Source organism: Amycolatopsis endophytica (assembly GCF_013410405.1).
GTDB classification, from domain to species: Bacteria; Actinomycetota; Actinomycetes; order Mycobacteriales; family Pseudonocardiaceae; genus Amycolatopsis_E; species Amycolatopsis_E endophytica.
Window position 1 is genome coordinate 412,362 of the sequence record NZ_JACCFK010000002.1, and the last position, 24,002, is coordinate 436,363.

Consider the following 24,002-nt stretch of genomic DNA (forward strand, 5'->3'; position numbering starts at 1 on the left):
TTCTCGTGCGTGAGTTCTGCGCTCCGGTCGCCGAGTTCCACGCCCGGCGAGTGCGGCCGGGCCGACGCCGCGTCCCGAGCAACTTCGAACCCACGACCACAGTCCACCCGATCAGGCGACGCCCAGGTATGCCTCCTTGATCGCGTCGTCGGCGAGCAGTTCGCGGCCGGTCCCGGATTTGGTGATCCGGCCCGTCTCCAGCACATAGGCGCGGTGGGCGCGGGAGAGCGCCTGCTGCGCGTTCTGCTCCACCAGCAGCACCGTCGTGCCCTGGTTGTTGATCTCGGTGACGATCCGGAAGATCTGCTGGATGAACTGCGGCGCGAGCCCCATCGAAGGTTCGTCGAGCAGCAGCAGCCGCGGCTTGGCCATCAGCGCCCGCCCCATCGCCAGCATCTGCTGCTCGCCACCGGAGAGGGTGCCACCGGCCTGCGTGCGCCGCTCCGCCAGCCGCGGGAACAGGTCGAACACCCGGTCCAGGTCGGGCCCCAGGTTCTTGCGGTCCTTGCGGGCGTAGGCACCCATGTCCAGGTTCTCGGCCACCGTCATGCCCGGGAACACCCCGCGCCCCTCGGGCACCTGCGAAATCCCCCGGACCACCCGCAGGTCGGCCCGCAGCTTCGTGATGTCCTCACCGGCGAAGGCGATCCGGCCGGCCGACAGCGGGCGGATGCCGGAGATCGCCCGCATCGTGGTGCTCTTGCCCGCCCCGTTGGCGCCGATGAGGGCGACGATCTCGCCCTCCTCGACGGTCAGCGACAGCTCCGAGACCGCCTGGATCCGTCCGTAGTGGACGGAGACTGCGTCGAGCTCAAGCAGCGTCATCGTCGGGCACCCCCAGGTAGGCGGCGATCACAGCGGGGTTCTCCCTGATCTCGGACGGCAGTCCGTCGGCGATCTTCTTGCCGAACTCCAGTACGACGATCCGGTCGGTCACGCCCATGACCAGCTTCATGTCGTGCTCGATCAGCAAGACCGTGTAGCCGTCGTCGCGGATCTTGCGGATCAGCCCCATGAGCTCGTCCTTCTCCGCCGGGTTGAACCCGGCGGCCGGCTCGTCCAGGCACAGCAGCTTCGGCTCGGTGGCCATCGCCCGCGCGATCTCCAGGCGCCGCTGGTAGCCGTACGGGAGGTTCTTGGCCTTGTCCGCCGCGCGGTCGGCGATACCGACGAACTCCAGCAGCGCCATCGCCCGCTCCACCGCCGTCTTCTCCTCGCGGTGGTGCCGCGGCAGCCGCAGCAGCGCACCGACGACGCTGGTCCGGTGACGGGCGTCGGTGCCCACGACCACGTTCTCCAGCGCGGTCATCTCCCCGAAGAGCCGGATGTTCTGGAAGGTACGGGCGATGCCGCGCTGCGTGATCTGGTGCCGGGACGCCTTGCCCAGCGGGCGGTCCTCCAGCAGCACCTGTCCCGACGTCGGCCGGTAGACGCCCGTCATCGCGTTGAAGCACGTCGTCTTGCCCGCGCCGTTCGGCCCGATCAGGCCGAGGATCTCGCCGCGGCGGATGCCGAAGGACACCGAGTCCAGCGCGGTCAGGCCGCCGAACTTCAACGTCACGTCCCTCAGTTCCAGCAGGGTCTGGCCGACCTCGACGTCGATGTCCCGGTCGACCGTGACGGCCTCGGCGACCTCGGCCTCGTGCTCGGCGCGCTCCGCCGCGCTCATCCGCGCGACCTCGGCGACCAGACCGCCCTCGACCGGCGCCTCCTCGTGGGGATGGCTCATCGGGGACCTCCGTTCGGGTGAGTCTCCAGCGCGCTCTCCCCGCTGATCTGCTCGCCGCGGCCCAGCAGGCGCCGGTAGGCCTGGCGGCCGCGGGCCAGCAGCCGCTGACGCGCGCCGAGCAGGCCCTGCGGGCGGAAGATCATCAGCACGATCAGCGCGATGCCGAAGATGAGGTAGTTGTACTCGGCCAGCTGCACGAACCGCAGCGGCAGATACGCCACCACGGCCGCGCCGAGCAGCACGCCCACCTTGTTGCCCGCGCCGCCGAGCACCACCGCCGCCAGGAACAGCATCGAGGTGACGACGTCGAAGGACTGGTTGTTCACGAACCCGAGCTTGCCCGCGTAGAGCGCACCGGACAGGCCACCGATGGCGGCGCCGATGACGAACGCCCAGATCTTGAACCGGAACACGGGCACGCCCATGATCTCGGCGACGTCCTCGTCCTCGCGGATCGACACCCACGCCCGGCCGACCCGGCTGCGTTCCAGGTTCCCGACCAGCAGCAGGATCGCGATGATGATCGTGACCGTCAGCCAGTACCAGGCGGTGGCGTTGGCGAAGAACGGCGTGCCGTTCGCGTCGGTCCCGACGCGCTCGAAACCGGACTGGCCGCGCAACGGCCCGACGTTGTCCGCGACGAGCCGGATGATCTCGCCGAACCCGAGCGTGACGATGGCCAGGTAGTCGCCGCGCAGGCGCAGGGTCGGGGTACCGAGGATGACCCCGAAGATCATCGTCACCGCCATCGCCAACGGCAGCGTCCACAGGTAGGGCAGGTGGTGCAGGCTGGAGTTCGGACTGGTGAACAGGGCCGCGACGTAGGCACCGACGGCGAAGAAGCCGACGTAGCCCAGGTCCAGGAGGCCCGCCTGGCCGACCACCACGTTGAGGCCGATGGCCACCAGCGCGTAGCGCGCCACATCGAACATCGCGGTCGGGAAGTCGGTGCCGGTGGTGGCGATCAGCGGCGGGTTGAGCACCGGCAGGAAGTAGATCAGCACGACGAGCGGGACGAGGATCCCCCACTGCGCCGGCCGGGACAGGTTGTTCCACTGCTCGCGGACGGAGCGCCGCTTCGGCGGCGCGCTCACGGTCTGGGTCGTCATACCCGCGCCTTCCCGAGCGACTCGCCGAGGATGCCGGTCGGCCGGAACATCAGGACGACGATCAGCACGACGAACGCCACGATGTCCTTCCACTCGCCACCGAACAGCGACTGCCCGTAGTTCTCCACGAGCCCCAGCAGGAACCCGCCGACCAGCGCGCCGCGCAGGTTGCCGATCCCGCCGAGCACGGCGGCCGTGAACGCCTTGATGCCGAGCAGGAATCCGCCGTTGTAGATGGCGCCCTGCGGGATGCGCATCATGTAGAACAACGCGGCGGCGCCGGCGAGCAGCCCGCCGACGAGGAACGTGATGACGATGACCCGTTCCTTGTTCACCCCCATCAGCGTCGCGGTGTCCGGGTCCTGGGCCACCGCGCGGATGCCGCGCCCCAGGCGCGTCCGGTTGATGAAGTAGTCGGCGATGAACCACAGCAGCACCGCCGCCACGAACAGGATGACGTGGATGTTGGTGACGGTGGCGTTGAAGATCCGGAACAGCGGTTCCGGCTGCAGCAGGCGGATCTGGGGCTGCTGGTTGAGCCCGAACACCAGGCGCAGGCCCTGCTGGATGGCGAACGAGGCGCCGATCGCGGTGATCAGGAAGACCAGGCGGGGGGCATTTCGCTTTCTCAACGGCCGGTAGGCCACGCGTTCCAGCAGCACAGCGGTGCCACCGGAGACCGCCATCGCCGCGACACACGCGATGGCGAGGAAAAGGATGATCTCGGCGACCGACAGGACGGGCGTGGCGCCCGCGCGGAAACCGAGACCGTAGAACGTCAGCCAGGTCGCGAACGCGCCGACGACGAACACCTCGGAGTGGGCGAAGTTGATGAGCTTGAGCACGCCGTAGACGAGCGTGTAGCCCAGGGCCACGAGGGCGTAGATACCGCCGAGCGCGAGGCCGTCGACGGTGTTGTTCCAGAACTGCTCCGCCAGGCCGGCCACATCGAAGGAGATCCAGGGCTCGGACTGCGCGAGGAATGGGGTCATCGCGGGGTACAAGGATTCACTCTATTCCCGGGTATGGATCGGGCATGCACGCGACGGTCGGCCGCGTGCATGCCCGATTGCTCGCCTGCGTCAGCTGATCTGGCCGTTGTTGACGATCTTGCCGTTTTCGACGCGGTAGCTCCACACCGGAGTGTCCGAGAGCTCGCCCTTGTCGTTCCACTTGAACTTCTTGGTCAGGCCCTGACCGTCGTAGTTCTTGACGAAGTCCAGCAGGCCCGCGCGGTCCTTGACCCCGCTGTCGATGCCCTTGAGCAGGATGGTGGTGACGTCGTAGCCCTCGGGCGAGTACGTGCCCGGGTCGGCACCCTCGACCTGCTTGAACGCGGCGGTGAAGTCCTTGAAGTTGTCCTCCGGGACGCACGGGCAGGTGAAGTAGGCGTTGTCCGCGCCCGCACCGGCACCCTTGAGGAACTCGTTGTCCTTCACACCGTCCGGTCCGACGAACTTGGCGGTGACGGCCTTGTCGTTGAGCTGCTGCGCGAACGGTCCCGCCTCGGGGTAGTAACCCGCGTAGAAGACGACGTCCGGCGCCTCGGTCGAAATCTTGTTGACCACTGCGGAGAAGTCGGTTTGACCGGTCTTCACCTTGTCCGCGCAGGAGGCCTTCGAGCCCAGCGCGTCCCTGACCTGCGTGGCGAGGCCGGTGCCGTACTCGGTGTCGTCCTCGATGACGCAGACCTTGTTGGCCTTGAGGGTGTCGGTCATGAACTTCGCCGCCGCCGGGCCCTGGGCGGAATCGTTGCCCATGCCGCGGAAGAAGGTCTTCCACCCGTTGTCGGCCAGCGCCGGGTTGGTCGCCGACGGGCTGATGGTCACCAGGCCGGCCTGGTTGAACAGGTTGCCCGCGGCCTTGGACTCACCGGAGAACGGCAGGCCCACGACACCGAGGATGTCGGCCTCGTTGATGACCTGGGTGACGACGCCGGGCGCCTTGTCCGGCTTGCCCTCGGTGTCGAACTGCTTCAGGGTGACCTGGCAGTTCGGGTTGGCCTCGTTGTGCTGCTTGACCGCCAGATCGGCACCACGCAGGATGTTCTGCCCGAGCGCCGCGCTGGTGCCGTTGATGGTGCCCGCGTACGCGAGGGAAACACCCGAGCACACCGCCTGGCCGTCGCCACGCGGGTTCGCCGCGTCGGCGGCCTGTGAAGGCGCCGCCGCCGAGCCCGTGGTGTCGCCCGACGAACCACCCTCGTCACGCGCCGCGCACGCACCCAGCGCCAGCGTTGCAGCCGCCGCAAGGACGAGGACTCGCGTGAGTCGTGCTCCTGACACTCGTTCCTCCAATATCCAGCCGGCCGCCGACGACGGCCGTCCCTGGCAGGGACCTGATGGGCGCTGAACGTAACCGTCCAACGTGGCGGTGCACAGCGTTATGCGCTGTCTTGTTTCCACATCGTGACGGGGGTCACCATAGTTCATGCATGATTTACACCCGGTTGCTGGATTGCAACAACCGGGTGCTAACCATGGGTGACCTCACGCTCAGATGAGCAGCGACTTAGCCGCCCAGTGGAGTGGTGTCAGGATTCTGTTTCGCCTGCGCGACCGCGCAGGGTTACTGCTTCTGGCCGATGCTGTCCACGACCGCCTCGGCGACGGCCTTCATGGTGGTGCGCCGGTCCATGGCGGTGCGCTGGATCCACCGGAACGCGTCCGGCTCGGTCAGCCCCTGGTTGGTCATGAGCAGGCCCTTGGCCCTGTCGATGACCTTGCGCGTCTCGAGCCGGTCGGACAGGCTGGCGACCTCGGCCTCCAGCGCCTGCATCTCCGAGTACCGGCTGACGGCCAGCTCGATCGCGGGTACCAGGTCCCGCTTGTTGAACGGCTTCACCAGGTACGCCATCGTGCCCGCGTCACGGGCGCGCTCGACCAGCTCACGCTGGCTGAAGGCGGTCAGGATGACCACCGGGGCGATCCGGTCGTTGGTGATCTGGGACGCCGCTTCGATGCCGTCCAGCTTGGGCATCTTGACGTCCAGGATCACGAGGTCGGGCTTGAGCTCGGCTGCCAGCTTGATGGCCTCTTCGCCGTCGCCTGCCTCGCCGACCACCTGGTATCCCTCTTCGCGCAACATCTCGACGAGGTCAAGCCTGATGAGTGCTTCGTCTTCGGCGACGAGCACCCGACGCTGCGGAGCGGTGGCCACACCGCTGGCCTCGGTAGCCTCTTCGGTCACCGGGGTCCTCCTGCGTGCTCGACGGAATGGGAATCGCGGCTTCGACCGCAGGACGAGCCTACCCGGAACGATCCAGTTAATGGATGGCGTGGACCACGTGCGCAGCATGGTGTTCACCACGTCGGGTCACGGCGTGTCGGCTGGCTTGTCTTCCCCTGCGGTGACCACTGATCACACAGGGCTACCCCGGTGCTCAGCCCCAGGCCGGGGCGCGTAAAGTCTGGCTGCACTGCCCCCGTAGCCCAACTGGCAGAGGCAACGGATTCAAAACCCGTCCAGTGTGAGTTCGAATCTCACCGGGGGCACTCCCCCAGACCAGTCAGAATCGGCCCCTCACCTGCACGAACAGGACGAGGGGCCGATCTTGTACTGTCCGGCTGACTCCGGGTCTGTCCAGCCCTCGCCGGGCGTTCACGGTTTATTCGCGGTCCACGTCTTCGACTCCGAGAGCGCGCTCGATGCGCTGCCGGGCGCTCGCCTCCTGCCCGGCCACGATCTTGGCGTAGATCCGGTGCAGGACGGCGACCGAATGCCCGGCCCACTCGGCTACCTGCGTCGGAGGCGCGCCCGCGGCCATCACGCGGTCCTGGGGTGTCGACCGCTTCGGCGACGACCAGCAGGCCGCACGCAAGCGAGTCCGGGTCGCTACCGCGGGCGTCTTCACCTAGCCGGAGCACCCAGCCAACGGGGAGCGCGGCACAGGCCACGAAACCGTCCGGACGCACCAGCAAACCGCTCAGGCCACTGCCCTTCGCCTGCCCCACACCAACTCCCAGACGCGTTCATACGCCTTCGCCAGTTGGCCGAGCTTCTCGTTCCCAGCGAAGTCGGCCGGCAGAGCCTGTCCCCCGCGGGCGTGGTCGGCCAGCCGACGGCCGCTACTCCTCGCCCGAACACCGGGCTGTCTCGAACCCGAAGCAACGGCTCCACGTAACCCCTTGGGCGGTACGCGTCGAGGTGATTCCGGCTGGCCCGGCGTGCTACGCCTGGCCGGAGTCGCCCGCGAGCCGCTGGACCATTTGCTCGTATATGGCACCGGCTCGGGTGTCCAACTCGTTCACGTCGATGCCCAGCTCGCGGGCGATCGTCTCGCGGAAGATGCTGTAGCCCAGGTAGGTGACCGCCGTCATGGCATGGACAACCTCTCCGTCGGCGTCGGCGGGCAGGGTTCCGGCGGCCTGGTCCTTCTCCAGCGCTTCCCGCGTTCTCGCCAGCTCCGGGAACAGCGTGAGCTCCTCGTCGCCTTCGAGGGCGAGCAGGGCCTCGAGCTTCGGAATGTCGCTGTGCTGGAGCGCCCACTTCCACATCGCGATCCTGCGCCGCGCGAACGGCTGCGCCCAGTGAGCGGGGCGTTCGGCCATCGATTGGCGGAGCAGCCGGGCGATCGCCGCTCTCAGCAGGGCTTCCCGCGAACCGAAGTACTGGTAGATCTGCCCGTGGTTCACCCCGGCTTCCGCGGCGACGTCGCGAAGGGTGATTCCCTCAAGGAGACCGTCTCGGCGAAGGATGCGCATGGCGGCGTCAAGGAGATCGGACTCCGTCTCCTCCCGGGTACGGCGTCGGCGTCGTCGCGTGGCTGAACCCGCCTGCTCGGTCATCCATTCCCCATTCGGCGCTTGACGTTCCCTCGAAAGTCAGCCTAGCATACGATCCGTTATTAACGCTTCGTTATTAACAGTACGTACACGAGGAGTGTTCGTGGCTGATTCACGACTACCGCTCGCCGGCATCAAGGTGCTCGATCTGGCCACCGTGCTGGCGGCACCGGTCACGGCGACGATGCTGGGCGACTTCGGCGCCGAGGTGGTGAAGGTCGAGCAACCGGAAGTGGGCGACTTCACCCGCAACGGTCCCGGATCCTCCGCACCCGGGCGACGGTCGCTCCAGTGGGTGCAGGAGGGCCGCAACAAGAAGTCGGTCACGATCGATCTGCGCAGCGAGCGAGGGCAGCGGCTCGTGCGCGAGCTCGTTCCGCATTTCGACGTGGTAGTCATGAACTTCCGCCCGCCGACACTGGAGAAGTGGGAGCTGACTCCTGGATCCATGGCGGTGCTCAATCCCCAGGCCGTGATCGTCCAGATCACCGGCTATGGAATGTCCGGACCGTACAGCGAAAGGGGCGCCTTCGACCGGATCGCGAGCGCTTTCGCCGGACTCACCTACGTCAGCGGCGAGCCGGAGTCCGAACCAACCCGCACCGGCTACGCCGTGATCGATTATATGGCTGCGTATCTGGCGTCATTCGCCACGGTCACCGCGCTCTACGACCGCGACCACAACGGCGGCACCGGTCAGGTCATCGATCTCGGCCTCTATGAGGCGGGTTTTCGCGCGTCGGAGAACGCCTTGCAGACGCATGCGGTCTTCGGCGAGGTCCGCGAACGCCGAGGGAACCGCAATGACCAGATCGTTCCGGCGAGCGACTTCGCGACCGCCGACGGACGGCGAATCTCGATCCACGCCGGCACCGAAAGCCTGTTCCGCAAGCTGATGGGCGCCATGGATCGTCGCGAACTTGTCGCAGACGACCGGTTCAGCACACGCGAAGAACGCATCGAACATCAGGACGAGCTCTACGCCGCGATCGCGGACTGGGCCCGGACCCAGAACGCCGACGAGGCGGCCCACCGCCTCAACGACGCGGGGGTGCCCGCGTCACCGGTCATGAGCATCGCCGACATCGCCGAAGACCCGCACTACCGGGAGCGCGGCACCATTACGACCGTCTCCGACGCGGACTGGGGTCCACTGCCGATGGTCGCACCGTTGCCCAAGCTCAGCGCCACCCCGGGACGCATCCGCTCGCTCGGGCCCAGGCTCGGTGAGCACACCGACAGCGTGCTCACCGAAGTGCTCGGACTCGAGCCTCATGACGTCGACCAGCTCCGCGCCGACGGCGTGATCTGAAACCGTTCCAGCAAGGGCCCCGCAACGACGCAGAAGGTCTGACCCATGGACGCCGCAACCCTGTCAATACTGATACTCGCGCTGCTGTTTCTCGGCGCGTTCATTCCACGCTTCAGTCTCGCCGTGGCTGCTCTTCCCGCGGCCGCGCTCGTGGCGGTCGTCGCCGGCGTGAGCATCGATCAGCTTCTGGAATTCTTCCCCGCCGACTTCTTCGTCCTGATCGTCGGCATCACCGCCTTCTTCGCCGTGGCGAAGACAAGCGGAGCGACCGACTGGCTGCTGGCGGCCGCACTCCGCCCGATCGGCGACAGGACCATCCTCGTTCCCTTGCTGTTGTTCGCGGTCGGCGCACTCATCACCGCGATCGGCACCTTTCCGGCGGCGGGAATCGCCATCATGGCGCCGATCACCCTCGGTGTCGCAGCGCAACGCGGCCTGCCGCCGATCCTGCTGTGCCTGACCATGCTCAACGGAATCACCTGCGGTCTGTTCTCCCCGATCGCGGTATTCGGCTCGGCCGTCCCACGGATGCTGACGAAAGCCGGTATCGACATGCCGTCGGAAACCGGCCCGGCACTGTTCCTGGCCTCACTCGGCACCGGCCTCGTCCTGTGCCTGATCGTCATGGCGGCCGGGCGACGGTCCCTCCGCGCGGCCGCCACCAGCGCCGGGTCTGCCGGCCAGTCCGCGCCGAACCCGATACCCGCGTCCGGCGACGAGGTCCTGCCAGGCCACACCGTGACAAGCCCGGAAGGCGGCACACCCACCGCTGTACTGTCCCGCCCCCTCGCCGCGACCCAACCGGCGGCGCGGGCGCCGAAACCCAGCTCGCTCACCCTGGGCAGCGTCGCCATCGCCCTCATCGTCCTGGTGATCGGTGGCGCCGTCTTCCAGCTGAATCTGGGACTGCTCGGGCTGGCCCTCGCGCTCGCGCTTCAACTGCTGCTGCGGATCCAACCCTCGGTGATCATCGGGCACCTCCCGTGGGAGATCGTTCTTCTCATCGCGGGTCTGCTCACCTACATCGGCCTGATGCAGCATCTGGGGGCTTTCCAGCGCATCACCCGCGTGCTCACCATCGCCGGCTCCCCCACACTGTCCCTGCTCGCCGTCTGCCTCATCGTCGGCGTCACCTCGTTCTTCGCATCCTCACTGGCGGTGATCGCTACCGGAGTGCCGCTGATCGCTCCACTCGTCGCCGCTGGTGTCTCCCCCGTCAACGCGATCATCGCGGTCGGCTTGTCGGCCGTGCTGGTCGACGTCAATCCGCTCGGCATCACCGGTGGGCTGCTGCTCGGCGCCGCCGCCCCTGAACAGCGACAACGGCTTTTCCGCCACCTGCTCATCTATGGCATGTGCTCGATCGTGCTCGGCCCGCTCCTCGCCTGGGCCGCGTTCGGAACCTGGTAGCAACTCGTCCCGCTGGAGTCGCCGACGTGAAACGAACCTTGTTCGACGAAGACCACGAGGCCTTCCGGGCGATGGTCAGGTCCTTCGTCGCGAAGGAGATCGAACCGGGCCTGCCCGCCTGGGAGCGGACCGGGGTGGTGGATCGGGAACTGTACGCGAAGGCGGGTAAGGCGGGCATCCTCGGTATCGATGTCGCCGAGGAGTTCGGCGGCGGCGGCATTCATGACTTCCGGTTCAACCTGGTCGTCATCGAGGAACTCTGCCGCGCGGGCGCGGTGTCGCTGACCATGAACTTCAGCGGGTTCAACGACCTCGTCGCACCGTATCTGAACGAACTCGCCACCCCCGGGCAGAAGCGGCGCTGGCTCCCGGGACTGTGCACCGGCAAGACCGTCGCGGCGATCGCGATGACGGAACCGGAAGCGGGCAGCGACCTCAAGGCGATGCGCACCACCGCCGTGCGCGACGGGGACATCTACATCGTCAACGGGGCCAAAACCTTCATCAGTAACGGACTACTCGCCGACACCGTCATCACCGTGGTCTCCACTGATCCCGCCGCCGGCCGCGACGGACTGAGCCTGCTCGTTCTCGAACGAGGCATGCCGGGATTCGAGCGAGGGCGCAAGCTCGACAAGCTCGGCCTGCGAGCACAGGACACCGCCGAGCTGTCGTTCACCGATGTCCGTGTACCTGCCGGAAACCTTCTCGGGAAGGAGGGGCACGGGTTCGGCTACCTCATGCAGAACCTGCCACAAGAACGCCTCAGCGTCGCCGCCGCAGCGGTCGCGTGCATGGAACGGACCTTCTCCGGCACACTCGCCCACGTCCGTGAACGGGAAGCGTTCGGGCGCAAAGTCGCGGACTTCCAAGCGGTCCGGTTCGACCTTGCGGAACTGGCGACGGAAATCCAGGCTGCACGTGTCTTCCTGGATCGCTGCGTCGAGGAACTGGTCGCTGGCCGCCTCACCGGCGCCGACGCCGCCATGGTCAAACTCTGGACGACAGAACTGCAGCAAACCGTCGTGCAGCGCTGCCTCCAACTCCACGGCGGCTACGGCTACATCCGCGAATACGACGTGGCACGGGATTTCCTCGACGCGCGGGCGAGCACGATCTACGCCGGGACATCCCAGATCATGAAAGAGGTCATCGGCCGCTCGCTGTGGGGCAGATGAGTCACACCTGCGCCTCGGTCGAAGCGTTGGTCCAGATCGGGCAGTGCGGTCGTCGGCGGGTGCAGCGCGCGGAACACCGAGCCGCGCATGGCAAATGCCCGCTCGGGTGGCCTCGACGTCGAGCCCGATCGCGAGTCCTGCCTTCCGGCGCCGGGCGTCCCGAGCAGGATCACGTTCTCCGCATCGGCGACGAACGTCCGGAAGGTGAAAACACCGCTCGTCGATCACGTCGCGATCCTGATCCGCGTACGCCCCGTGCACCCGATCGAGAAACTCAGCCTGCGACTACGCCGCCCGTTCGGGCGGCGCACGCCGGTTTCGACTCGGGTGGACAGAGGCGGGTGCGGCTTCTGCCGAGCCGCACCCGCCCTTGCTCGTCGACGGCCTCGCGGTCAGCGACCCACTGTGCGCGCCCTCGGCCACGCCGGACTCGTGCGTGTCGCGCGGCCCGGCGCGAATGATGATCAGGGGTGTGAACCTCGGATCCGCGGGCAGCGCACGTCGTTTCGCGGACGTTGCGGTGCGGAAAATGGCTCAGGTGGATCGATCGTCTCGGCTAACGTGCTTCCTGGACACGGGCTCTTGCCACCCATGGCAACATTCTCCGGGAGGTCCCCGAATGCCCACTGTGCAGCAGCCATCGGGTCGAGGGCGCACGGTCGCTGCGCCATCCTGGTCGACAACGGCGGGATCTTCCCGTTCGTCGACATCTCAGAGCTCACCTACGACACCTGGCGCAGAGTGCTGTCGGTGAACCTCGACTCGCAGTTCCTCATGACGCAGGCTGTACTGCCTGTCCGCTTCTGAAGCCCAGTCAATACACAACGGAGTGTGTCGGATGGACAGCACGACGGGCGCGCAGCGCCCCCGAAACCGACTTCGATCACCACGACGCAAGCTTGAGCCGCGACGACGTGCTCGACGTGTGCACCTCGATGCGAGAGCAGTGCCCTGTCACACGCAGTTCCGCGCACGACGGTTACTTCAATGTCACGCGTTACGGGGGCGCCGAGCATGAGGCATGGCGGAAGGCCATGCAGGCTCCCCTTGTCCCGGTCACAAGCGGGCGGGGCTCGCGGTGAACGGCGGCGCCCTCGTCGACCGCTGCCCGCGCACGTCCGATCCGGACATCTTCGCGATGGTGACTGTGCGTCCTACCGGTACCGGAACCGGCGAGCCCGGCACGAATGCGTCGAAAACGCCGTCGGCCGGGCGCACGCCGTGGCCGGCACGCTGACCTCCGGCGAATCGCCACCTCACCGGCGGATGCCGGTCGGTTGCGGTTCTCAGGCTCAAGTGGAAGGAAACTAAGGAATGCGATTCGGGGTACTCTATGATCTCCGCAACCCCGCGAGGCCCGGCTGGCACCGCCCATGGTCCCAGTTCTACAGTGGCGCGTTCGAACACATGCAAGAGATGGAGAACGTCGGATTCGACGCGGTCAGCCTGAGTGAGCATCACGGCGACCCGGACGGATACAACCCGGGACTTCCGGTGACGCTGACCGCGGCCGCGCACCACACCAACAGGATACGCATCGGTACCAACATCATCCAGGTGCCGTTCTACCACCCGGTCCTCCTCGCCGAGCAACTCGCCGTGATCGACATCTTGTCCGGCGGCCGCCTCGATGTCGGCCTGGGTCAGGTCGGGCCGACCTTCAACATGGAATTCCCGATGCTGGGGGTGAATCCGAAGTTCCGGCCGAGTCTGCTTGACGAGGGCATTGACATCATGCTGAGGTGCTGGAGCTCGGACGAGCCCTTCAGCTATCACGGCAAGCGCTGGCATCTCGACGATGTGTGGATCAACCCGAAACCGATGCAAAATCCGTTGCCGGTATGGGTTGTCGCGGCGTTCTCCGCGGCGGCGATGGACCGGGTTGCGAAGCGGGGGCTGAATGTCGGTGGGCTCGGCGGGTTTTTCCAGGGGCTGACCGGTGGGCCGACGTGGCAGAAATGGCTGGCCGGCTGGCGGGAGGCGTGTGTCCGCAACGGAAGGCAGCCCAACTACGCGAAGATCCACACGTTCGGGACCTGCTACGTCACCGATGACCCGGAGCGGGCCTGGGCGAAGCACCGTGAAGGAATCTTCGAGCATTTCCATTACCGCCGGGGAGATGTGCACCCGTACAGCTCGTTACTGATGGACGCGCCGCCGACCAAACCCGAGGACATCCCGAACTGGGAGCGGATCTTCCAGACACCGGACCAGGCCATCGCGGAACTCCGCGCCACATACGAAGAGGGCGGGCCTGACGAACTTCATCTGATGGCCACCCGGCACGGGATGACCTGGGAGGAATCGGCCGGTTACCTGCGAAACTTCGCCGAGAAGGTCATTCCCGCCGTACGGGACATGTGAGGCTGCTCTCGGATCGCTCGTGGCTGCGCAGACATGCGCAGCCACGAGCGCTCGCCACGACACGACACAGCTGTGGCCCTCACCCAGGTCGGTTCTCGAACCAGGGCGGTCGCGACACCACGAATTCGAGTCCGCGCTTTCCCCGCCGCAGTGTGTGCGACGGCGGCTCCCCGTACCGCTCCTGATACGCGGCCCCGAACCGGCCGAGGTGGCCGAAACCCCAGCGGAGCGCCACCGCGGACACGGTGAGGACATCGGGGTCTCCGTTGATCAGGTCGTCCCGTGCGCGGGCGAGCTTGACCTGCCGAAGGTACGCCATCGGCGGTATGCCGAACTCCCGGACGAACGCCTTCTCGAGCGCTCGCAGGCTGAGACAGGCGATCCTCGCGATGTCAGCCGCGCTGCCGACCTGCATGGGGTCGTCTTCGATCACGTCGACGACCCGCTGGATCGCGGAGGGAAGGCACGAGCCCCGGTCTTCGTCGAGCTTGTCCGAATAGTTGTGCGGTTGCGACATGAGCAGCGCCGACCGGACCAGTCGTCCCAGGTGCGATGCCATGACCGGATGCTGCTGGGCGAGCTGGCTGGGCTGTCCGACGTCGTCTTGCAGGAGTCGCAGCACACGGGCGAAGTCGGCGCCTCGTCCCTTGGTGAGGTCCAGCTTGTCGCCGAACTCGATCGGCTCGACAACCCTTCTGCCGAGGATGGCGGACAGATCGTCCTCCAGATCGGCGCGGACGATCCGCATCGCCATCAACGTACTGTCGTCGGTCCAGCGTTCGAACCGCCACGGCGCGCTGGGCGACAGGACAGCAGCAGTGGTACGGGACACGGATGCGGACCGGCGGCCCGAAACGACGTCGACGGATCCCGATGGCGCATAGCAGAACACGTAGAACGACGGTGGCGGAACTTCCAGCCGGACGTCGGACTTGAAGTTGCTGTACCCGATCCTGAGCCGCTCGGCGTTCAGCACCCGCATGCTGAATCCGAGTCGGCCTCGTTCGACCGCCGTCAGGTGGTGGGGTGCGTACACGCTGGTGAGGAAATCGCGGGCCTCATCGAGGTCGTCGGTGCGCACGAGACCTCCCGAAGTGGCTCGTTGCCCCTTCGCGACCTGTTGTGCGAGCGCGTGGGCCTCGGACGCGTGCCTCGACGCCATCGTCGAGTACCTCCCACTCGGCTTCGGGTGGCACAGCAAGGATGGTCGGTGATCACCCTTCGGCAACATGGTAATGCTTCGCACTCCGGTCGACAGTCCGGAAAACGAACCGCATCAGCCGGAGTTCGACCGGGACCCCAGGCCGGCCGTTCAGGTCAGCGAGCTGACAGGTCGGTTCTGCACCGCGAGGACCGTGAGGTCGGGCCGGGCTAGCTGCAGCGCCGTCGCCGGCCCGGTGAGCAGCCGGACGGACCGGTACCCGAGGTCAGCGACGATCGCACCGGCAGCGCCGGCATCGGCGGTCGTCCAGGTGTGCCCGTCGAGCGCGTCGAGCACCCGCGCTCCCGGCCTGCGCAGGTAGACCAGCACACCACCCTCCTGGGCGATGACGGCCGCCGATTCAGCGATACGCCGAGCGCAGTCACAGTGCGTAGTCTTGACGATGTCGCCGGTGATGCACTCGGCGTGCACCGCCACGAGCGGCACACTCGTCCGCGGCCGTCCGACCAGCGCGATGTGCTCGGCGCCGGTGACCTCGTCGCGGTATCCGACCGCGTCGAGCTGCCCGTGCACGGTCGGCAACCGCGCGTTGGTGACCCGGGTGACACGTCCTCGTTCCCCGTCGCCGAAGCGCAGCCGGTGCTCGACCAGCTCCGGTATCTGAATGACGGGCAGGTCGTGCCGGGCCGCGAGCAGGGCCACGTCCTCGTCGCCGGCCGTCCCCACGCCCTCGCCGACCAGCCGGGCGGTCAGCGCCACTGGCGGAAACCCAGCGAGGCGGCACAGGTCCACGCCTGCCTCGGCGTGCTCGGGCCGTCCGACGACACCATCGGCATGGACCGTCAGCGGCAGCAGATGACCGGGCCGTATGAGATCGGCGGGGCCGCTGGCCGGATCGGCGAGCACCCGCGCGGTGCGCGCGCGGTCAGTCGCGCTGATACCGGTGGTGACGCCGTGTGCCGCGTCAACCGAGACGGTATAACGAGGACTTCGTGGATCCTGGTTGTCATGGACCATCGGGGGCAGGCCGAGTGCGCCGGCGCGCTCGGCCCGAAGGGGTGCGCAGAGGACCCCCGACGTGTGGCGGACCGTCCATGCGGTCCACCGCGGCTCGGCGAGTGCCGCGGGGAGGACGACGTCGTACTCGGTGCCGCCACCCACGAGAACCGGGCGTCCGGCACGCAATGCGGCCACGGCGTCAGCTACGCGGTCGTCCGTGACAAGGGGGACGGGCTCGGCGGACATCAGGACGCCAACGCGGACAGCGCGTGCAGCCCACTGCCGTGGAAGACCAACGGGGCGACCTTTTCGTGTGGCTGCATGGCCTCGACTCGGAGCAGCACCAGGTCGTGGTCCCCCGCGCTGGCGACCGTGTCGATCGAACAGTCCAGCCACGCGGCCGCGCCGTGCAGGAGCACCGCACCTTCGCCGGTCGCGGTGTAGCCGATGCCGGCGAACCGGTCCCCCGTCTTCGAGGCGATCTGCCGGCAGGCCCGGTCGTGCGTCGTCCCGAGCACCGACAGCCCGAGCCGGGGCCGGTCGGCGAGAAGCGGCCAGGTCGTGGAGGTGTGCTGCACGCATACCGACACCAGCGGCGGGTTCATCGAGACCGCGACGAACGAACTCGCGACGATGCCGACCGGAGCGGCGTCGCGCAGCGCGCACACGGCCACCACCCCGCTCGGATAGGCGCCGTAGACCTGCCGCAGCGGGCCAGTCTCGTCCGGATCGGGAACGATCATCGCGGGCCTCCTGTCACGGCCGCGGGGTTCAGTCTCAGGAGTGACCGTGGCACGGCACTGTGCACCGACGGTCTCGACCGATGGCATTGTTTTCTCCTCGTCAGCGGTTCAGCAGGTTCGGCGTTCCCCGGCCTACGCCGCTGCCAGAAACTCACGGATCAGGCCACCGAGCCGGGCCGGCACCTCGAACTGGAGCAGGTGCCCGCAATCCGCGAACAGGTGCAGGTCCGCGTGTGGAAGGTGCTCGGCCAGGAAGAGCCCCGCGGCGGGCGAGATCGTCCCGTCGTCCTTCCCGTGCACCGCCAGGACCGCGTGCGGTATGCCGGCGAGCACCGACTCGTCGTAGACCGGTGCGGGCTCGCCGGTCGCCATGGCGGCCTCGAACGACCGCCGCACCTCCGGCCTGATCGCGACTGCGAAACGCTCCCTCACGTAGTCGTCGATGCCGCCGCCTCGGGACAGCTGGGCGGTCACGAGCGCGTGCATCGCCTCCTCGCTCGGGCTCTCGTAGAACGCGGTGAGCGTCCCCAGCTTGGCCTTGACCGGGGTTCCGCCCGCGCCCATCAGGACGATCCGCCCGAGCCGCTCGGGTGCGTGCACGGCCAGTTCGAGCGCCACGCGGGCGCCGTAGGAGTGTCCGGCCACGTGAACCCGATCCAGTCCGAGCTCGTCCAGCAGCCGGAGCACCGCGTCGACGCGCCGCCGGAACCACGGCCCCGGGCCCGGAGGCAGCGTGTCCGGATGACTGCTGCCTCCGAATCCCACCAGATCGGGCATGATGCACCGGTACGTCGCGATGCCGGGCAGGATCGGCCGGAAGCTCAGCGCTCCCGTCGCGCCCGGTCCGGTCCCGTGCAGGAGCAGCAGCGGTTCGCCGCCGGGATCTCCCGCCATCGCGACGTGCGTCGTGTCCGGGCCGGTGGCCCGGTCCTCCGTCCGCACGGGAGCAAGCTCCGCAGAGGGCATGATCGGTGCTACCTCTTCCCCAGGGTTCGGTGGAACAACTCGAGCGTGCGGTCCCACGAAACGGACGCCGCGTGCTGGTGATAGGCAGGCAGCTGCGGGAACATGAAGCCGTGATCGGCGCCGTCGAAGATCTCGACAGTCGCTTTCACCGGGGGCCTGCCCAGCTCGTCCCGGAGCGGCTTGTTCAGCTCGAGCGGGGAGAGCCTGTCGGCCGCGCCGAGTCCGACGAACAGCTCGGCGGGGATCTTCCCGACGCTCCGATGGGGCGAGTCCGGATCATCCGTGACGCAGTTCGACGGGTGCAGCGCCGAGCCTGCCGCGAATCCTGCGGGGTCGGAGGCGAGCAACCGCAGGGTGAAGCGCGCACCCATGCAGAACCCCATGGCGGCTTTGGCGTTCATGTCGGCGGCGGGGTCCTTCGCGGTGACCTCCAGCATCGCGGCCGTGTCGGCAAGCACCATGTCGTCGCCGAGCGAGGTGACCGCCGCCATCAGCCGATCGAATTCCGGTGATCCCGGCCCTTGGCCGATCCCGGCCAGGTCGAAGGAAATCTGATGACCGAGCCGGTGGTAGAGATCCGGCAGAACGGCGTAATATCCGGCACCCGCCAGTTTGCGGCTGACGTCGTGGATGTCCTCGCGCAGCCCCGGCCCGTCGTGGTAAACGATGACCACCGGAAACGGGCCACTACCGTCGGGATGGCGAACCGTGACCGCCATCGGCCCGTCATCGGTCAGTACGACTTCTTCTTTCTCCACCAATTCTCTCACCTGGTCGTTTCTCGTGGTCGCGCCGTGGTCACCGCGAAGCCGATGATCCACTCGGGGACCGGCTGGTAGAACGAAGACCCGGTCCGGTAAGGCCCTGCGGTCTGCAGCGCGGCGTGGGCCGCGATCCACGAACGGACTTCGTGGATCGAACTGCCGCCCTGTTTGCCGAGCCACTCGACGTTCATCGCGTCGAACCAGGGCAGGTCGCCCTTCGCGAACTGCTGAAGAATCTGCTCGTCGAGATCAGGGTTCACTGGCAGCAGCGAGGACTCACCGCGCGCGAAGGCCTGGCCGGCCTGAAACACCGCCTCCTCGCGTGCCTCCTGCTCAGCCGGCGTTCGGCGTTTGTCCACGATGTACGCGACATCTTCCGGTGGCGACTGGCGCAGCCGCGGGACCGGCACATCGTGTGACAAGCCGCCCGAGCCGACCAGCAGGACCTTCTGATCCAGCTTCCGGACGAACTCGCCCACCGCCGTGCCGAGGCGCCTGATGCGGCGCAACGGACCCAGCGGCTCGGCGACCGAGTTGATGAAGACAGGGATCACGGGTTTGGCCGCGCTCGAGCCCAACAGATTTTCCAGCGGCTGGGAGATGCCGTGATCGACGACCATCTTCTCCGACATGGCGACGTCGAGATCCGCCGCCAGCAGGTGGACGACCAGATCGTCGGCGAGTGCTTGTGGCACGTCGAGCTCACCGGGACTGGTGTTGTAGTCACCGATGGCCGTAGCCGACAACCCGACACAGAACGGTGGCATGAGTTCATATCGGAAGCCCTGGTAGTGGTCAGGGCCGAAGATGACGATGAGGTCCGGGTCGAAAGCTTCCACGAACTGCCTCGCGTCGCGGAGAGCGCCGTCGACCCGCTGCACGACCGACTCGCCCGGGTCGCCCGACCCCAGCAACGGCGTGTGCGACATGCAGCACAAGGCCAGCTCGGACGTCACGACTTCACCTTCAGAGAGCGCAAAGCCGGCACCACGTGCTCGCCGAACAACTGGTAGGAGCGCATCGTCTGCTCCTTGGTGAGGGTGCCGAACGACCCCCAGTTGAGGAAGTTCCCGCAGCCGATGTGCTCGATCTGGCTCACGATCTGGTCGCGGACGGTCTCCGGCCTCCCCACGCAGATCGCCCCGATGTCGATGAGAGCGTCGAACGACACGTCCTCCCCGGCGAAGGGGCGGAAGAAGGACTGGTAGTGCTCGTAGCCGGAGGGCACGTTGTCGAGATCGTGGAACACAGCCGCTTCCTTGAACGCCGCGAACAGCGCGTCGAAGGCGGGCTCGGCGAGATCGCGCGCCTCCTGTTCGGAGTCCGCGATGAACACGTTGCGGCACACGCCCATGTCAGTGGGTTCGGCTTCACGACCGGCTTCCGCGGCCGCCTTCTTGTACTGCTCGAAAACCGCCCGCATGTTGTCGGTCGGCGAGAAGACCGAAGTGAACCGGAAATTCTGCCGGGCCGCCCAGCTCACTGTCTGCGGGCTCAGCGCCGTGACCCAGATCGGCAGATCGGGCCGCAAGGGCCGAGGCCAGAGACTCACGTTGTCGTAGTTGTAGAACTCGCCCTTGAAGGTGAAGGCTTGTTCCTTCCAAGCAGACTGGATGAGCGCGACGGACTCCTCGAACCGGGCGCGCGTCTCCTCCATCTTGACGCCTTCGCGAATGAACTCGGGCTCGTCCACTCCACGTCCCAAGCCGACCTCGAGTCGGCCGCCGGTGAGGTAGTCGAGCATCGCGCCCTCTTCGGCAAGCCGGCGCGGGTTGTGGAACGCGGTGATGTTCGCCATCACCCCGATGTTCATCCGGCTGGTCCGCTGGGCCAGCGTCGCCACGAGCAGATTGGGCGAGGGGCTGATGCTGTACGGCGTGAAGTGGTGCTCGGAGAAGAAGACCCCATCGAATCCCAGGTCCTCGGCGGCGACCCACGATTCCAGCTTCCAGTCGTAGAGATCCTTGCACAACTGCGGGTCGAACTTCGCAGGGTCGGGATCGTACGGGTAGCTGAAAATCTCGAAGAGCCAAGACTTGACCACTTAATTCTCCGTCCACTCTGACATTCGGCCGATTTCCGCGTCACGGTTCACGACCGGATCCGGTGCCGATCACGTTAGGGCGGACTGCCACGGTCCGACGAGCCGTTCTTCGTTCGAGGCTGTCCACTTTTCGCACCGGTCGCGGGCACATCAGAGGCGTGCGGATGAGCTGGACGAACCTTGGCCACGGCCGGCGGTGCCGCGCTGTCCGTCGCCGGTTGCGGCGGTGGCGACATCGAATCAGCGGCGCCGGCACCCCACCGGTACCGTCGTCGGGAGAAACCCGCCTCACTGACAGCGCGGACCGCCGTCACCCGGTCAGGCGGGGTCGAAGTAGTCGCTCGCGCGGGTGCCCTCCGCGGCGCGAAACCAGGGCACGAGCAGCTCATGCACCGTCTCAAGTTCACCCGCCCACACCCTGACTTCAGAGGTCGCCCTCGTTGTCGACGGGGCTGCCCGGGCGCCGGGGCGGCACTGCTGCCCGTTAGTGAGCTCGAAGACCTTGTCGTAATCCCCGCGCCGCTCGGCATGGCGCTGGACCTTGACCTGGTCGAGCCCAGCCGAGCGTCTCGCGCGTGCTGCGGCTGGAGATCGGCCGGTCGCGACATCGGTCCAGCCGGGCAGGCAACGATGAACCCCTCGTCAATCAGCTCGACAGCGGCTCGTCCGGCGGGATCCAGATCACTTTCGCTATAGCTTTACGAAAAGCTATAACAAAAGCTACGGTGGTGTCGTGACCAAGCGCGGAGAACACGGCTCTGCACGGAGCCGACCGAGCGTGTACGTAGGTTTCGCTCGCCACGTGGGCAGGTTCCACACGCTCCTCGATCGCGAAGTTGTGACAGCAGTGGGGAAACTGGGGCTGTCCCGATCCGAATTCGACGTGCTCACCGCGCTGCTGGCGACGGCGGAGGGAGAAGCACGCCCGGGAGACCTGTCCACGGGGCTTCTTCTCACCACAGGAGGCACGAGCAACATCCTGCGCCGCCTGGAACGTGAACGGCTCGTCGAACGAGCGGGCGACAGCTCGGACCGGCGAAGCTATCGCATTCGCCTCACCCCCGCTGGTGCTGCCCGCGCAGGAGAGGCGCTGTCACTGGTCGACGCGCGGCTCACCCGGTTGCTCGCGTCGATGGACATCGACGCCATCCGGTCAGGTACCGAGATCCTGCACGAACTGCTGACACAGCTGGGCGAGGACGGTCCCGTCCACCAGTTCTGACTCCGCAGGCACGCCCCGCTGCTCGATCGCGCCGTCCCTCGCAGTCGGTTCGGGTTGCGCGTTCGTCGTCGCGGCTGCTGCCATCCTTCCCGAAACAACTGTCCGAACAGGATGACACATGCCCAGAATCCAGCTCCGCACCTACCACCTGTCGTCGCCCGAGGCGGCCAGCGACTACCTGCCTCGATGGGAGGCACACGTCGCGAGCCTTCGGGAGTTCGGCGTCGAAACCCTCGGATTCGCCAGACTTCCCGGCGACCCCTCCGTCGTTGTCGCCGTTGTCAGTTACCCGGACGGGGCCGATCCGGAGGCGGTCATCCGGGAGTACATGGGCAGCGAAGGGTTCGCCGGAGATATGGCCGGGTTCGACATGCGCCAGATCGAACAGGTGGAGACGGTGCTGCTGGGAACGACCGAGCCGAGCGACGCCCCGGTGCGGGGCTCCGTCCGTCCGCTCTCCGCGCCGCGTGGCGCTGGAAGGCTGCGGGGCAAAGTGGCTGTCATCACCGGTGGCGCGCGGGGTCAAGGAGAGGCAGAGGCCCGGCTCTTCGCACGAGAGGGTGCACGCGTCTACCTGTGTGACATCCTCGACGAGCGAGGTGAAGCGGTCGCCGCGGAGATCCGGGAAGCAGGTGGGTGGGCCCGGTTCGCGCACCTGGACATCACCCGGGCCGAGGAGTGGCGGCGCCTCGTCGGTCAGCTCGAAGCGGAGGCCGGACGCCTCGACATCCTGATCAACAACGCCGGCGTCAATGTCCGTCATGACCTGACCGGCACGTCGGAAGACGACTGGGACAGGATCCTGAATGTCAACCTGACCGGGCAGTACCTCGGCATGAAGGAGTGCGCGGCGCTGATGAAGCGCAGCGGCGCAGGCAGCATCGTCAACCTCGGCTCCACCGCGGGGATCATGGGGCATCCGGTCGCCGCGTACTCGTCGTCCAAATGGGGTGTCCGCGGACTCACGAAGGCGGCGGCAACCGAGTTCTCACCGGCCGGTATCCGAGTGAATGCCCTCCACCCCGGGGTCGTCGCGACACCGATGATGGACGCGGGCAGCGCTCTCTTCGCGGAGTTGGTGCGGCTCACTCCTCTGGGACGTGCCGCCGATCCGGACGAACTGGCGGCCGCGGCATTGTTCCTCGCCAGCGACGATGCCGCCTTCGTGACAGGAATCGACCTTCCCGTCGATGGCGGTTTCAGTGATCTCGCCGCCTACAACCACGTGTGGCACACCATCAACCCGACGTAGGAATCCGGCTTGCGAGCGGCATCCCGGTCCCGCAGCCATCGCCGGCAGGCCATTCCCGCCCCGGACTCAGGGCGCGGCTGCGGGACACGTCGGCGAGACCAACGTGCTCCCCCAGCTCACGCCGAGACCGCCCTCTCCCGGGAACCCCGCTACCAGCGGGGCTGGGTCAGCCCAGTTCCGTCCAGGCCGCGCCGGACAACGCGGGCATGCGGGCCGCCTGCCTGCCGAGCGCGAGGGCGGCGGTCCGGACCGCGGGTCCGAGCGTCGCGGTGTCGACCTCGCCCCGCCGTGTGCTGATCGACAGGCCCGCGATCGGCCTGCCCTCGCGGGCCGTGACGGGTGCCGCCACGCACACCACGTCGGGGCCGGATTCCTCGGTTTCATAGGCGATCCCGGCCTCCCGGATCGCCGCCAGCTCGTCCCGCAGCCGTGTGCCGTCGGTGATCGTACCCGGCCCCAGGCGCGGCAGCCCCGCCTCGATCACGCGGTCCACCACACCGGGGCCGGCGAAGGCGAGCAGCGCTTTGCCGACGCCGGTGGCGTGCGCCGGCATCCGGCCGCCGACGCGCGAACCGAGTGGTGGCGCGGTCCGGCTGCGCAGCTTGATCACGTAGACGACCTCGGTGCCGTCGAGCACGGCCAGGTGCACGGTCTGGCGAGTGGCGCTGCGCAGGTCGGACATGTTCGCCATCGCCATCTGCCGCAGCTGGTGCGGGCGCGCGGCCTGCTCACCCAGTTCGAAGAACCGCAGCCCGATCCGGAACCCGCGCCCGGCCGGCTCCAGGAACCGGTGCTCGACCAGCTCGCGAACGATCCTGGACACGGTCGAGGACGCCAGCCCCGTCCGGCGCGCGATCTCGCGCACCCCGAGCGCATCGTCGGGGGGCCGGAAGGACTCGAACACCCGCGACACCCGGGCGATCATCGACGCCGGAGTGTCCCGCTCACTGGAGCACATGTTAGG

General features: G+C 67.5%; 23 protein-coding genes and 1 tRNA gene. 8 read left to right on the top strand and 16 right to left on the bottom strand.

Translation table 11 applies throughout. The features are described from left to right. Nucleotides 1-111 precede the first annotated feature (111 nt). The 6 genes from HNR02_RS27600 to HNR02_RS27625 all read right to left on the bottom strand — a co-directional run bounded on the left by HNR02_RS27600 (nucleotide 112) and on the right by HNR02_RS27625 (nucleotide 6,027). Nucleotides 112-825: an ABC transporter ATP-binding protein gene (locus tag HNR02_RS27600; protein ID WP_179776486.1), complete on the bottom strand. Its 714-nt coding sequence runs from the start codon at nucleotides 823-825 to the stop codon at nucleotides 112-114. Further along, a complete protein-coding gene (locus HNR02_RS27605) occupies nucleotides 812-1,729 on the bottom strand; it encodes an ABC transporter ATP-binding protein (RefSeq protein WP_179776487.1) in 918 nt (305 codons plus the stop codon). Before HNR02_RS27605 ends, HNR02_RS27600 begins: the two co-directional genes overlap by 14 nt. Next, the gene (locus HNR02_RS27610) at nucleotides 1,726-2,838 is read right to left on the bottom strand and encodes a branched-chain amino acid ABC transporter permease (protein WP_179776488.1); all 1,113 of its coding nucleotides are present in this window, start codon (nucleotides 2,836-2,838) and stop codon (nucleotides 1,726-1,728) included. The genes HNR02_RS27605 and HNR02_RS27610 overlap by 4 nt, the downstream gene beginning before the upstream one ends. After that, nucleotides 2,835-3,830 carry a branched-chain amino acid ABC transporter permease gene (locus HNR02_RS27615; protein WP_179776489.1) on the bottom strand — a complete coding sequence of 332 codons (996 nt, stop codon included), beginning with the start codon at nucleotides 3,828-3,830 and terminating at the stop codon, nucleotides 2,835-2,837. The genes HNR02_RS27610 and HNR02_RS27615 overlap by 4 nt, the downstream gene beginning before the upstream one ends. Nucleotides 3,831-3,920: 90 nt before the next feature. After that, nucleotides 3,921-5,123, bottom strand: a complete 1,203-nt coding sequence (locus HNR02_RS27620; protein WP_179776490.1) for a branched-chain amino acid ABC transporter substrate-binding protein — start codon at nucleotides 5,121-5,123, stop codon at nucleotides 3,921-3,923. Nucleotides 5,124-5,406: 283 nt separating this feature from the next. Next, a complete protein-coding gene (locus HNR02_RS27625; RefSeq protein WP_179776491.1) occupies nucleotides 5,407-6,027 on the bottom strand; it encodes an ANTAR domain-containing response regulator in 621 nt (206 codons plus the stop codon). A 231-nt stretch (nucleotides 6,028-6,258) separates the two neighbouring features. Here HNR02_RS27625 and HNR02_RS27630 point away from each other — a divergent pair. Then, nucleotides 6,259-6,332 (top strand) — tRNA-Leu (locus HNR02_RS27630). 113 nt (nucleotides 6,333-6,445) lie between these two features. On the opposite strand, the gene HNR02_RS27635 is transcribed toward HNR02_RS27630, so the two are convergent. Next, nucleotides 6,446-6,604: a hypothetical protein gene (locus tag HNR02_RS27635; RefSeq protein WP_376772953.1), complete on the bottom strand. Its 159-nt coding sequence runs from the start codon at nucleotides 6,602-6,604 to the stop codon at nucleotides 6,446-6,448. A 403-nt stretch (nucleotides 6,605-7,007) separates the two neighbouring features. Next, a complete protein-coding gene (locus tag HNR02_RS27640) occupies nucleotides 7,008-7,625 on the bottom strand; it encodes a TetR/AcrR family transcriptional regulator (RefSeq protein WP_179776492.1) in 618 nt (205 codons plus the stop codon). Nucleotides 7,626-7,725: 100 nt separating this feature from the next. Between HNR02_RS27640 and HNR02_RS27645 the strand changes: the two genes are divergently transcribed. The 5 genes from HNR02_RS27645 to HNR02_RS27665 all read left to right on the top strand — a co-directional run bounded on the left by HNR02_RS27645 (nucleotide 7,726) and on the right by HNR02_RS27665 (nucleotide 13,886). Next, on the top strand, nucleotides 7,726-8,934 hold the full coding sequence (locus HNR02_RS27645; protein ID WP_312861186.1) for a CaiB/BaiF CoA transferase family protein: 1,209 nt from the start codon (nucleotides 7,726-7,728) through the stop codon (nucleotides 8,932-8,934). Between the two features lie 45 nt (nucleotides 8,935-8,979). Next, nucleotides 8,980-10,344, top strand: coding sequence for an SLC13 family permease (locus HNR02_RS27650; protein WP_179776494.1), 1,365 nt, complete (start codon nucleotides 8,980-8,982; stop codon nucleotides 10,342-10,344). Nucleotides 10,345-10,370: 26 nt separating this feature from the next. Next, complete coding sequence (locus HNR02_RS27655) at nucleotides 10,371-11,522, top strand: acyl-CoA dehydrogenase family protein (RefSeq protein WP_179777888.1); 1,152 nt, start codon at nucleotides 10,371-10,373, stop codon at nucleotides 11,520-11,522. Between the two features lie 591 nt (nucleotides 11,523-12,113). Then, entirely contained in the window at nucleotides 12,114-12,329 is a 216-nt protein-coding gene (locus tag HNR02_RS36885) for an SDR family NAD(P)-dependent oxidoreductase (protein ID WP_179777889.1), read from the top strand. Between the two features lie 507 nt (nucleotides 12,330-12,836). Continuing rightward, a complete protein-coding gene (locus HNR02_RS27665; protein WP_179776495.1) occupies nucleotides 12,837-13,886 on the top strand; it encodes an LLM class flavin-dependent oxidoreductase in 1,050 nt (349 codons plus the stop codon). 79 nt (nucleotides 13,887-13,965) lie between these two features. On the opposite strand, the gene HNR02_RS27670 is transcribed toward HNR02_RS27665, so the two are convergent. The 7 genes from HNR02_RS27670 to HNR02_RS27700 form a co-directional block, all read right to left on the bottom strand. Beyond that, complete coding sequence (locus tag HNR02_RS27670; protein WP_312861187.1) at nucleotides 13,966-14,967, bottom strand: AraC family transcriptional regulator; 1,002 nt, start codon at nucleotides 14,965-14,967, stop codon at nucleotides 13,966-13,968. 231 nt (nucleotides 14,968-15,198) lie between these two features. Next, nucleotides 15,199-16,242, bottom strand: a complete 1,044-nt coding sequence (locus HNR02_RS27675; protein WP_218914293.1) for a 3,4-dihydroxy-2-butanone-4-phosphate synthase — start codon at nucleotides 16,240-16,242, stop codon at nucleotides 15,199-15,201. A gap of 50 nt (nucleotides 16,243-16,292) precedes the next feature. Continuing rightward, nucleotides 16,293-16,790 carry a flavin reductase family protein gene (locus HNR02_RS27680; RefSeq protein ID WP_179776498.1) on the bottom strand — a complete coding sequence of 166 codons (498 nt, stop codon included), beginning with the start codon at nucleotides 16,788-16,790 and terminating at the stop codon, nucleotides 16,293-16,295. Nucleotides 16,791-16,922: 132 nt separating this feature from the next. Beyond that, complete coding sequence (locus tag HNR02_RS27685) at nucleotides 16,923-17,732, bottom strand: alpha/beta fold hydrolase (protein ID WP_179776499.1); 810 nt, start codon at nucleotides 17,730-17,732, stop codon at nucleotides 16,923-16,925. Between the two features lie 32 nt (nucleotides 17,733-17,764). Continuing rightward, on the bottom strand, nucleotides 17,765-18,514 hold the full coding sequence (locus tag HNR02_RS27690) for a dienelactone hydrolase family protein (protein ID WP_312861293.1): 750 nt from the start codon (nucleotides 18,512-18,514) through the stop codon (nucleotides 17,765-17,767). Between the two features lie 8 nt (nucleotides 18,515-18,522). After that, a complete protein-coding gene (locus tag HNR02_RS27695) occupies nucleotides 18,523-19,476 on the bottom strand; it encodes a 3-carboxyethylcatechol 2,3-dioxygenase (RefSeq protein ID WP_179776500.1) in 954 nt (317 codons plus the stop codon). After that, complete coding sequence (locus tag HNR02_RS27700) at nucleotides 19,473-20,564, bottom strand: LLM class flavin-dependent oxidoreductase (RefSeq protein WP_179776501.1); 1,092 nt, start codon at nucleotides 20,562-20,564, stop codon at nucleotides 19,473-19,475. Before HNR02_RS27700 ends, HNR02_RS27695 begins: the two co-directional genes overlap by 4 nt. A gap of 802 nt (nucleotides 20,565-21,366) precedes the next feature. On the opposite strand from HNR02_RS27700, the gene HNR02_RS27705 reads away from it, so the two are divergent. Beyond that, nucleotides 21,367-21,786 carry a MarR family winged helix-turn-helix transcriptional regulator gene (locus HNR02_RS27705; RefSeq protein ID WP_179776502.1) on the top strand — a complete coding sequence of 140 codons (420 nt, stop codon included), beginning with the start codon at nucleotides 21,367-21,369 and terminating at the stop codon, nucleotides 21,784-21,786. 328 nt (nucleotides 21,787-22,114) lie between these two features. Next, nucleotides 22,115-23,038, top strand: coding sequence for an SDR family NAD(P)-dependent oxidoreductase (locus tag HNR02_RS27710; protein ID WP_218914294.1), 924 nt, complete (start codon nucleotides 22,115-22,117; stop codon nucleotides 23,036-23,038). A 166-nt stretch (nucleotides 23,039-23,204) separates the two neighbouring features. Here HNR02_RS27710 and HNR02_RS27715 read toward each other — a convergent pair whose 3' ends face one another. After that, nucleotides 23,205-23,996, bottom strand: coding sequence for an IclR family transcriptional regulator (locus HNR02_RS27715; protein WP_179776504.1), 792 nt, complete (start codon nucleotides 23,994-23,996; stop codon nucleotides 23,205-23,207). Between the last annotated feature and the right edge of the window lie 6 nt (nucleotides 23,997-24,002).

Excerpts from the sequence above, each read along its gene's own strand:
- HNR02_RS27640 (WP_179776492.1), bottom strand. The coding sequence starts at position 7,625 with ATGACCGAGCAGGCGGGTTCAGCCACGCGACGACGCCGACGCCGTACC.
- HNR02_RS27600 (WP_179776486.1), bottom strand. The coding sequence starts at position 825 with ATGACGCTGCTTGAGCTCGACGCAGTCTCCGTCCACTACGGACGGATC.
- HNR02_RS27680 (WP_179776498.1), bottom strand. The coding sequence starts at position 16,790 with ATGATCGTTCCCGATCCGGACGAGACTGGCCCGCTGCGGCAGGTCTAC.
- HNR02_RS27715 (WP_179776504.1), bottom strand. The coding sequence starts at position 23,996 with ATGTGCTCCAGTGAGCGGGACACTCCGGCGTCGATGATCGCCCGGGTG.
- HNR02_RS27605 (WP_179776487.1), bottom strand. The coding sequence starts at position 1,729 with ATGAGCCATCCCCACGAGGAGGCGCCGGTCGAGGGCGGTCTGGTCGCC.
- HNR02_RS36885 (WP_179777889.1), top strand. The coding sequence starts at position 12,114 with ATGGCAACATTCTCCGGGAGGTCCCCGAATGCCCACTGTGCAGCAGCC.
- HNR02_RS27710 (WP_218914294.1), top strand. The coding sequence starts at position 22,115 with ATGGGCAGCGAAGGGTTCGCCGGAGATATGGCCGGGTTCGACATGCGC.
- HNR02_RS27610 (WP_179776488.1), bottom strand. The coding sequence starts at position 2,838 with ATGACGACCCAGACCGTGAGCGCGCCGCCGAAGCGGCGCTCCGTCCGC.
- HNR02_RS27635 (WP_376772953.1), bottom strand. The coding sequence starts at position 6,604 with ATGGCCGCGGGCGCGCCTCCGACGCAGGTAGCCGAGTGGGCCGGGCAT.
- HNR02_RS27615 (WP_179776489.1), bottom strand. The coding sequence starts at position 3,830 with ATGACCCCATTCCTCGCGCAGTCCGAGCCCTGGATCTCCTTCGATGTG.
- HNR02_RS27650 (WP_179776494.1), top strand. The coding sequence starts at position 8,980 with ATGGACGCCGCAACCCTGTCAATACTGATACTCGCGCTGCTGTTTCTC.
- HNR02_RS27665 (WP_179776495.1), top strand. The coding sequence starts at position 12,837 with ATGCGATTCGGGGTACTCTATGATCTCCGCAACCCCGCGAGGCCCGGC.